This is a genomic window from Elstera litoralis (genome assembly GCF_000963705.1).
GTDB classification, from domain to species: Bacteria; Pseudomonadota; Alphaproteobacteria; order Elsterales; family Elsteraceae; genus Elstera; species Elstera litoralis.
Window position 1 is genome coordinate 1 of sequence record NZ_LAJY01000353.1, and the last position, 7,028, is coordinate 7,028.

The window sequence follows — 7,028 nt, forward strand, 5'->3', positions numbered from 1 at the left end:
TCGTCAACTTCTGTTCTTCCGAAACGCGCACGGCTTCGGCCATGATCCTGCCGAGAACGTAGAGCAGAAGCCCGAAGAGCAGAAAGATAAAATCGGGCTCGGTACTAAGGTCATCGATCCCGACTTCCCCAATCGCCCAAAGCGCCGTGCTCAAGAGCATTTCACTCAATGGATTGCCGATCCACCAGATCAGCACGAGCTTACCAATCCAAGTCAATTGCTGCGCCGCGCGCGGCTCGAATACCCGCCCCGCCCGATACTCGGCCAGCAAAACCCGCACCTGACCTAAGGAATAGAACAGCGCCGCTGCGGTAAGCAGTACGCCCACCGCAATGAGGCTCTTCCCCGTCCAACTCAGAACCGGCAAGACGCCAGGGGAACATTTGTCCTGAAGTTCCGGTAGCCGATGCTCCATCACCCAATAGGTGAAACCGATCATCCACACCGGCCAACCCCACATGAGCAGGGTGACGACGCAATGGGCACGGTGCGCCAAGCGGGTAAGGCTCTCGGGGGGAGAAGAGTTCATAGTTAGGATACCTTGTTTCAACATCCCCACGTTAGCGGTGAAATTCTCGTTTATCAATCTTTTTTTCATGAAAAACATGAAATAAGCCACGCCGCACGGGACTCTGCTCCGCCGATTGTGGTCAACCGCGCTTTCCTGTAACCGCCGCTTGTGGTTTGCTAGAAATGGAACCGCGACGATTAAAGCGCGCGAAAAACGGATAAGGGAGACGGTCATGGCGCGGGTAGCATTAGTAACGGGGGGAACCCGAGGGATTGGCGCGGCGATTGCCAAGGCGCTGAAAGCGGCAGGCTATGAGGTTGCTGTAACCTATAGTGGCAATGACGAGGCGGCGGCGAAGTTCACTGCCGAAACCGGCATTCTGGCCGAAAAATGGAACGCCGCCGATTTCGAAGCTTGCAAGGCGGGCGTCGCACGCGTCGAAGCGGCCTTGGGGCCGGTCGATATTCTGGTGAATAACGCGGGCATTACCCGCGATACCACGTTCCACCGCATGACCGAACAGCAGTGGGATGATGTTATCACCACCAACCTCAAGTCGTGCTTCACCATGACCCGCTCGGTCTATGAAGGCATGCGCGAGCGCAACTTTGGCCGCATCGTCCAGATCAGCTCGGTCAACGGTCAGCGCGGCCAATATGGTCAGGTGAATTACTGCGCGGCGAAAGCCGGGATGATCGGCTTCACCAAGGCACTCGCCTTCGAAGGCGCGGCCAAGGGCATCACCGCCAACTGCGTCGCCCCCGGCTATGTCGATACCGATATGGTCGCCGCTGTGCCGGAAGACGTGCTGAAAAAGATCATCGCCACCATCCCGGTTGGGCGGTTGGGCTTTGCCAATGATATCGCCCGAACGGTGCTGTTCCTGGTGGGGGACGATGCGAGCTTCGTGACCGGCGCGACGATCTCAGTCAACGGCGGGCAATATATGGTGGCGTAAGCTGCCGAAACCTGCTGGAATTAGCGTGTTTTGGGGGGAGGCTTCGGCCTCCCTCTTTTTATGGGGATTTGGATGTGATGGCGGGGTCTTCGGTCGGCGCGGCGACGCTTTTGGGGAGCGTCGCGATTCTTCTCTGGGGCAGCCTCGCGCTGCTGACGACCCTTGCGGGGCCGGTGCCGCCGTTTTTGCTGACCGCCATTACCTTCGGCCTCGCTGGGATCGTCGGAACGGGATTCATTCTGCTGCGCGGAACGGCGGGACGAAAGGCGGTTGCGGCCTGGGCGAAACAATCCCCGCGCGCCTGGGCCATCGGCGTCGGCGGGCTGTTCGGTTATCATTTGCTGTTCTTCGTCGCCTTACGCGCTGCCCCCGCCGTACAGGCCAATCTGATTAATTATCTCTGGCCACTGTGCATTGTCGTTTTCTCGGCGTTTTTGCCGGGCGAGCGCCTGCGCTGGTTCCATTGCCTCGGCGGACTGTTGGGGTTGGCGGGCACCATACTGCTGGTCGGCGGACCGGCACTCGCCGTCCAGATCGAGTTCCTGCCCGGCTATCTTGCCGCCTTAGGGGCCGCGCTGTGCTGGGGCGGCTATTCGGTGCTCTCCCGGCGCTATTGCGCGGCTGTGCCAACCGATTTCGTCGCGGCGCTCTGCCTCGTCACCGCCCTGCTGGCCGGGTTCTGTCATCTTGTGCTAGAGGCGGTCTACATCCCCAATGCGCAAGATTGGCTGGTGATGGCGATTATGGGGGCGGGGCCGCTGGGTGCCGCTTTTTTTCTTTTGGGATATCGGCATTAAGCGCGGCCTGCTGCGCGCGTTGGGGGCTGCATCCTACGCCACGCCGCTGCTCTCGACCCTCGGGCTGTACCTGGGCGGGCGGGCGCAGATCACGCTCGACGTTTTATTGGCGGCGCTCTTGATCGTCGGCGGCGCGGTGCTGGCGGGCAGCGATGCGCTGCGGGGCCGGAAAGCGGCACCCTAAATAGAATGGGCCGCTCGGCGTGCGAGCGGCCCTTTCCCGTCCGATGGGATGGGGAAACTCAGACTGCTTCGGACCTCCGAAAGCAAAAGGTGTCCCCGTCAGTGCGGGCAGGCCTTAAGACACAAGATCCTGCCAGACTGTAAATCCCTTGGTGGGTAGACACAGGATCACCTCCTTTCGGTTGTCAGTGAGAAACAACGAGACCGAGTCTAACCAACCGAGGACTCCAGCGCAACAGCGCTTCCCTTTAACGTTTCGTGACAAGGCCGACTCGCGCGGGTAATACGCATCAGCCCAGACGCGCGCCTCAGGCTATCGCCAAGCGCGGGCGGTTGCGCTAGTGTGGGGCCGTTAAGGTTTCAGGCAGCAGCGCTAGGCAGAGAAATGGCAATCGACGATACCCTCGAACAGCATATCCGCGCCGAATTCATCGACGAAGCGCGCGACATCACGAATGAAATCGACGTGATGCTGGGCAACGTCCGCTCGGATCTCGTGCCGCAGGCCGAGGCCATTCAGGCCATGCGCCGCCATTTCCATAATCTGCGCATCGGCGCGCGCTCGGTCGGGCTCACCGCCGCCGATGTGATTTTGCACCAGATGGCCGATTATATAGAGGGCGTCGATCAGATCGGCGACCGCGAGTTGGATGGGTTGCAGGCCTTCACCGACCTGCTACGCCTCACCCTCGATACCAAGCAAGACGAAAGCCCCGCCCCGTCCTTGCGCGAAGTCGTGCGGCAACTGCCGACCGTGCGCACGTTTGATGTGAATGATATCAAACTGCTCGATATCGTTATTCTTCTCGTCTCGCCGCAGCGCTCCGCCGGGCGCATTGTAGAGCGGGAATTGACGGCCTGCGGCTACCGGGTGGTGAACGTCAGCAAAAGTTTCGAAGCCTTGGAAATGGCCGTGCGCCTGAAGCCCGATCTGGTCATCGCCTCGGCCATGCTCGATGAGATTACCGGGATCGATCTCGCCTGCGCGATTTTGAATATGCCCTCGACGCAAGATATTCCGTTTGCGCTGCTGACCAGTTTCGGCTGGGGCGATCCCTCCTTGGAAGGGCTGCCGACGCGCGCCGCGATTATCCGCAAGGGCAGCCATTTCGGCGATGATCTGGCCGAAGCCCTATCGCGGTTTTCCATTACCTAAATGGCCGCGTCGCCGGGTTTCGCCAGCCTAACAGCGGCGGCGTGCGCGGTCCTAACCGCCGCCGATCCGGTCGAGAAAATCTGCCTGACGCGCGCCGCCGCGCAGGCTTGGGCCGAGGGTAGCTTGCGGTTGGCGGTATCGATACGATGCCCGATCGGCCCGCCCGCCCGGACGCGCCGATTCTCGTCTCCCCCAGTGCCATGCCGCACCGGCGGTTGACGCGCGGGGTGCGCGGGCGCGTGACCCTTCTGCACGCCCTTGCCCATATCGAGCTGAATGCCATCGATCTCGCCTGGGATATCGTCGCGCGGTTCTCATCCCAGTTTCCTCCCGCTTTTGCCGCCGATTGGCTGAAGGTTGCCGCAGAAGAAGCCGAACATTTCGCGCTGCTCGCCGCCCGCTTGGCCGATCTCGGCGCGGCCTATGGTGATCTGCCCGCCCATGACGGCTTGTGGCAATCGTCGCAGGAAACGGCGGGCGATGCGCTGGCGCGGCTCGCGGTTATTCCGATGGTCCACGAAGCGCGCGGGCTGGATGTGACGCCGATGATGATCGGCAAGCTCCGCGCGGTCGAAGATGAAGCTTCCGCCGAGGTGCTGGAGCGCATCTACCGGGATGAAATCGGGCATGTCGCCATCGGCAACCGCTGGTTCCTGTGGCTCGCCGCCGAACGCGGCCTGGACGATCCGCGCGCCGCGTGGCAAAGCCTCGTCCGCCGGCATTTCCGGGGGGCGCTGAAGCCGCCTTTCAATGATGCGGCGCGCAGCACGGCCGGCTTCCCCGGCGATTGGTACGCCCCGCTGGCCCCCGATGCCGCATGACGATCTTAACGATCACCTGACCGAGGGCGAGAGCGCCCGGTTTTGGCGCGTGCCGGAGGGCGATACCGAAGTGCTGCTGGCGCGCTTCCGCCGCCATCGTTTCGCGCCCCATACTCACGACCGTTATGTGTTCGGCGTCATCACCGGCGGGGTCGAGGGGTTTCACTCCGGCGGCACGCGCCATTACGCGACGCCGGGCACGCTCGCCCTTGTGCAGCCGGGCGACGTTCACGATGGTTATGCCGCCGTGGAAGAGGGCTGGGCCTATCGGATGCTCTACATCGATCCGGCGCTGATGCTGCGCGCGGCGGCGGCCAGCGGGTTTCGCCCCTCCGACGGTTTGCCGAATTTCCGCGATACGCTGCTGCAAGACCCGGCACTCGCCGCCCTCTGTGCCGGGGTGTTCGAACAATTGGCCGAGGGCGAAGCGCTGGAACGGGAAACCACCCTGCTGTCGGTCCTCGCAGCCCTGATCCAGCGCCATAGTATCGGTCGGGCCGGGCGCGACCTGCGCCGGGAGCCGCCGCCGACCCTCCCCGCGATCCGCCGCGCCGCCGAACGCTTGCAGGACGATCCCGCCGCGTCGGTGTCGCTCGACCAACTCGGTGCCGAAACCGGCCTGAGTGCCTTTCAACTCATTCGGGGATTCCGCGCCGCCTACGGTATTCCACCCCACGCCTTCCAAAAACTCGCACGCTTGGCCCTGGCCGAACAAGCGCTCCGCCAGGGCCAAGCGATTGCCGAGGTGGCCGCCGATTGCGGCTTTTCCGACCAAGCCCATCTAACCCGCGCCTTCAAAAGCTTTCGGGGCGTCACACCCGGCCAGTTTCGCGCCCGGCCATAAAAACCCCCTTCCGGCCAAAGCCGAAAGGGGGTGCCCAAGGGGGGAGGAACTAGAGCCGATTCCGATGTGTCGGAACGGCCCTAGGGTCGCTTATGGTGGTGTTTTTAGAACTTGTAGCGCAGCGCCATCGACAGAATATCGACCGACCCATCGGTCATGCTCGCCCGCGTCGTCGCGCCGGTGCTGGACGTTTGATTGATCTTCACATCTTCAACGAAGATATGGGCATAGGCCGCATCGATGGAGATATTACTGGTCAGATCATAGCTCGCGCCGACCGAGACCCAAATACGGTCGCCATCGGGCACGCGCGTGGAGCGATGCTTGTCGGTCACCGGCGTGCGGTCGAACTGCGTCCCGGCGCGCAAAATCAGCGCATCGGACCATTTGTAGTTAAAGCCGAGCGCCAGCGAGTAACTATTCTCATAGTCTTGCTGCTCAACCGTAACCGTCGTGCCGTTCGACTTAATGTCGATCTTATCGAAATTGCTCCAGTGGAAATAATTGGCCTGCGCCAGCAATTCCCACTTCGGCGTTACGCGCCACGCCGCGCCAAGGCCGATGATATCCGGCGTCGTTACCGAGATTTCGGCAGGGCCGGAGCGGCTGTTCGTCGCGCCGCGCTGAATGGCGAAATCGCCTTCCACCGTGTGCTTAATGCGGCTGCGGTAGGTGAGGCCCAAGGTCAGCTCGTCGACCGGCTTCCAGGTCAAGCCCAGGTTTGCCCCGACGGCATAACCATCGGCATCGACCTGGAACAGGCTATCCGTATTCGAATTATACAGGCCGCCAACGCCGCCGACGGAGCCGATAAAGGCTTGGGTTTGCGCCGCGCTCAGGCCTTGAAGGCCCGCAATCGCGGGAACGGCCCCGGTCAGAACCGTGCGGGCGCGCTGAATATCGATACCGCCGCCAACCGAGAACTTCGGCGAAACCTTATACGCGCCGACCAAGCTAATGTTGATCGTTTCCAGTTTCGACTTTTGCGAATTATAGCGGCCGAACCAACCTTGATCGTATTTACCGACCAGCCCGAACGGTGCATTCACCCCCACACCGAGACGCACATCGTCGTTCACCACCCAAACGCCGTACATGGCCGGAACGAGGGCCGGGGAGTTGGCGTCATCGCCGTCCGTCCCCGTGATCGGCACCGTGGCCCCACCCAGGGCGGCGGGCAAGCGCGCCGACGAGCCCTCATTGCTCAGCTTGGAGCCCAGTAGCAGCAGGCTCCCCCCAGCGGAAAACTGCGAGCGGGTGAGGTTCGTCATGCCCGCCGGATTGGTGAACACGGTCGACGCATCGAAGCCCGTCGCATTCTGGCCCGCATTGGACGCGCCAAGGCCGGAGATGCTTTGTTCTTGAATGTAAAACGAGCCTGCCCAGGCACTCGGGGCCAGCACGATAGCCGTGAGGGCCAGCAGCGCGGAAGTCCGGCTGATTGGAGAACGCTTCATCATTTCCTCCCAGATTTTTATATTGTTGTTTCTTAAGTACCATGCCCTTTACGTTATGGGAAACGAGCAAACTGGCTCGAAATGACGCAGATTACAGTTTTCAGCACCCCGTTACCGAAATGACACAGAGTCGCTTTTACGACTCGGATGCCATTCCGAACGCGTAATCGCGCGTCACCTGCGCAACCCGGGTGACATACCCCTTATACCAGCGCTCTTTCCCCAGCCGTTGCGCAATCACATGCGCAGCGACGGCTTTCCACGCCACCATATCGGCCTCGGTCTGCCAATAGGAAACCGT

The 7,028-nt window shown here is 61.7% G+C and carries 8 protein-coding genes; 6 read left to right on the top strand and 2 right to left on the bottom strand.

Annotated features, from left to right (window positions below; translation table 11 throughout):
* Window positions 1–529, bottom strand: a 529-nt coding sequence (locus tag VZ95_RS13390; protein ID WP_198148294.1) for a DUF2975 domain-containing protein, incomplete at its 3' end; no start/stop codon positions are given.
* 214 nt (window positions 530–743) lie between these two features.
* On the opposite strand from VZ95_RS13390, the gene phbB reads away from it, so the two are divergent.
* The 6 genes from phbB (at window position 744) to VZ95_RS13415 (ending at window position 5,270) form a co-directional block, all read left to right on the top strand.
* Window positions 744–1,469: an acetoacetyl-CoA reductase gene (gene phbB, locus VZ95_RS13395; protein WP_045776293.1), complete on the top strand. Its 726-nt coding sequence runs from the start codon at window positions 744–746 to the stop codon at window positions 1,467–1,469.
* A gap of 77 nt (window positions 1,470–1,546) precedes the next feature.
* Window positions 1,547–2,266 (top strand): DMT family transporter, encoded by a 720-nt coding sequence (locus tag VZ95_RS13400; protein ID WP_332308096.1) that lies wholly within the window; start codon window positions 1,547–1,549, stop codon window positions 2,264–2,266.
* Window positions 2,232–2,450 (top strand): hypothetical protein, encoded by a 219-nt coding sequence (locus VZ95_RS28900; protein WP_332308095.1) that lies wholly within the window; start codon window positions 2,232–2,234, stop codon window positions 2,448–2,450. Before VZ95_RS13400 ends, VZ95_RS28900 begins: the two co-directional genes overlap by 35 nt.
* Before the next feature lie 384 nt (window positions 2,451–2,834).
* Window positions 2,835–3,605, top strand: a complete 771-nt coding sequence (locus tag VZ95_RS13405; RefSeq protein WP_045776294.1) for a response regulator — start codon at window positions 2,835–2,837, stop codon at window positions 3,603–3,605.
* Between the two features lie 146 nt (window positions 3,606–3,751).
* Window positions 3,752–4,426, top strand: coding sequence for a ferritin-like domain-containing protein (locus VZ95_RS13410; protein ID WP_232302660.1), 675 nt, complete (start codon window positions 3,752–3,754; stop codon window positions 4,424–4,426).
* Window positions 4,416–5,270 carry an AraC family transcriptional regulator gene (locus VZ95_RS13415; protein ID WP_045776295.1) on the top strand — a complete coding sequence of 285 codons (855 nt, stop codon included), beginning with the start codon at window positions 4,416–4,418 and terminating at the stop codon, window positions 5,268–5,270. The genes VZ95_RS13410 and VZ95_RS13415 overlap by 11 nt, the downstream gene beginning before the upstream one ends.
* 104 nt (window positions 5,271–5,374) lie before the next feature.
* Here the strand turns inward: VZ95_RS13415 and VZ95_RS13420 are convergent, their stop codons facing one another.
* Window positions 5,375–6,730 carry an OmpP1/FadL family transporter gene (locus VZ95_RS13420; RefSeq protein ID WP_084627780.1) on the bottom strand — a complete coding sequence of 452 codons (1,356 nt, stop codon included), beginning with the start codon at window positions 6,728–6,730 and terminating at the stop codon, window positions 5,375–5,377.
* Between the last annotated feature and the right edge of the window lie 298 nt (window positions 6,731–7,028).